General features: G+C 35.3%; 1 protein-coding gene. It reads right to left on the reverse strand.

Going from position 1 to position 768, the window contains the following annotated elements; all coding sequences use genetic code 11:
- Positions 1–28: 28 nt before the first annotated feature.
- A partial coding sequence (locus tag AA81_RS14295; RefSeq protein WP_169999773.1) for a COG1470 family protein occupies positions 29–768 on the reverse strand: 740 nt, incomplete at its 5' end.

A 768-nucleotide genomic window follows, 5' to 3' on the forward strand; every position in this document is an offset into this window, starting at 1 on the left:
CATAGTGATCTTTTTAATTTGCTTTTTATCACATTAACTCCCCCTCGAGGACTTTTAATCTTCGCTCGTTGTTATAAATAGTAAGGATGTATCTATAACCTTCTTCTTCTAAAATTGGTATTTCGCCAATCAACATCGTTTCTTGGTTTGGTACTAACCACTCTTGACTAGATGGAAGAAGATCGTAAACACCTATACTTACACCATCGTTGTCTAGAATACTCAAACTTCCTTTAGGGATTATGTATCTCTCCCCTGTATTTTTGATCATAGCACTGAAAATTCCCCTGCCTTCTATTTTTTCATAATTTGAGCTGGTAAGCTCAAAATTATAATTTACTTCACCTATAACGGTCTCAACGTTGACCTTTTTCTGAGATAAAAATTCTCCCGATTCTTCGTACGCATTTAAAACGATTTTGCCATAGTATGCACCATTTTCTACTTCTTTTGGTACATTTATTGAAAGAATAACTCTCGAGGTTCCTTGAGCGTTAACTGTAAAAGATGATGGAGATCTCAAAGTAATCCATGATAGTAAGGATCTATCTTTAGGTAAACTCGCAAATTCTTCTCCACCAACTTGTACTGTCACGTTTTGATTAAACATATTTTGTAGATTTATAACAAAGGTTTTTACGGCACCAGGATAAAGTTCATAACTGAACTCTGTATTGTCTAGTATAAGCGCAAGTTCCGTTGGAGGAGTGAAATTGAAGCCTTCTTCAGGAACGTTTATATCGTATGTAAAGACTCTTTGTCTGTTGG

The organism is Petrotoga halophila DSM 16923 (assembly GCF_002924615.1).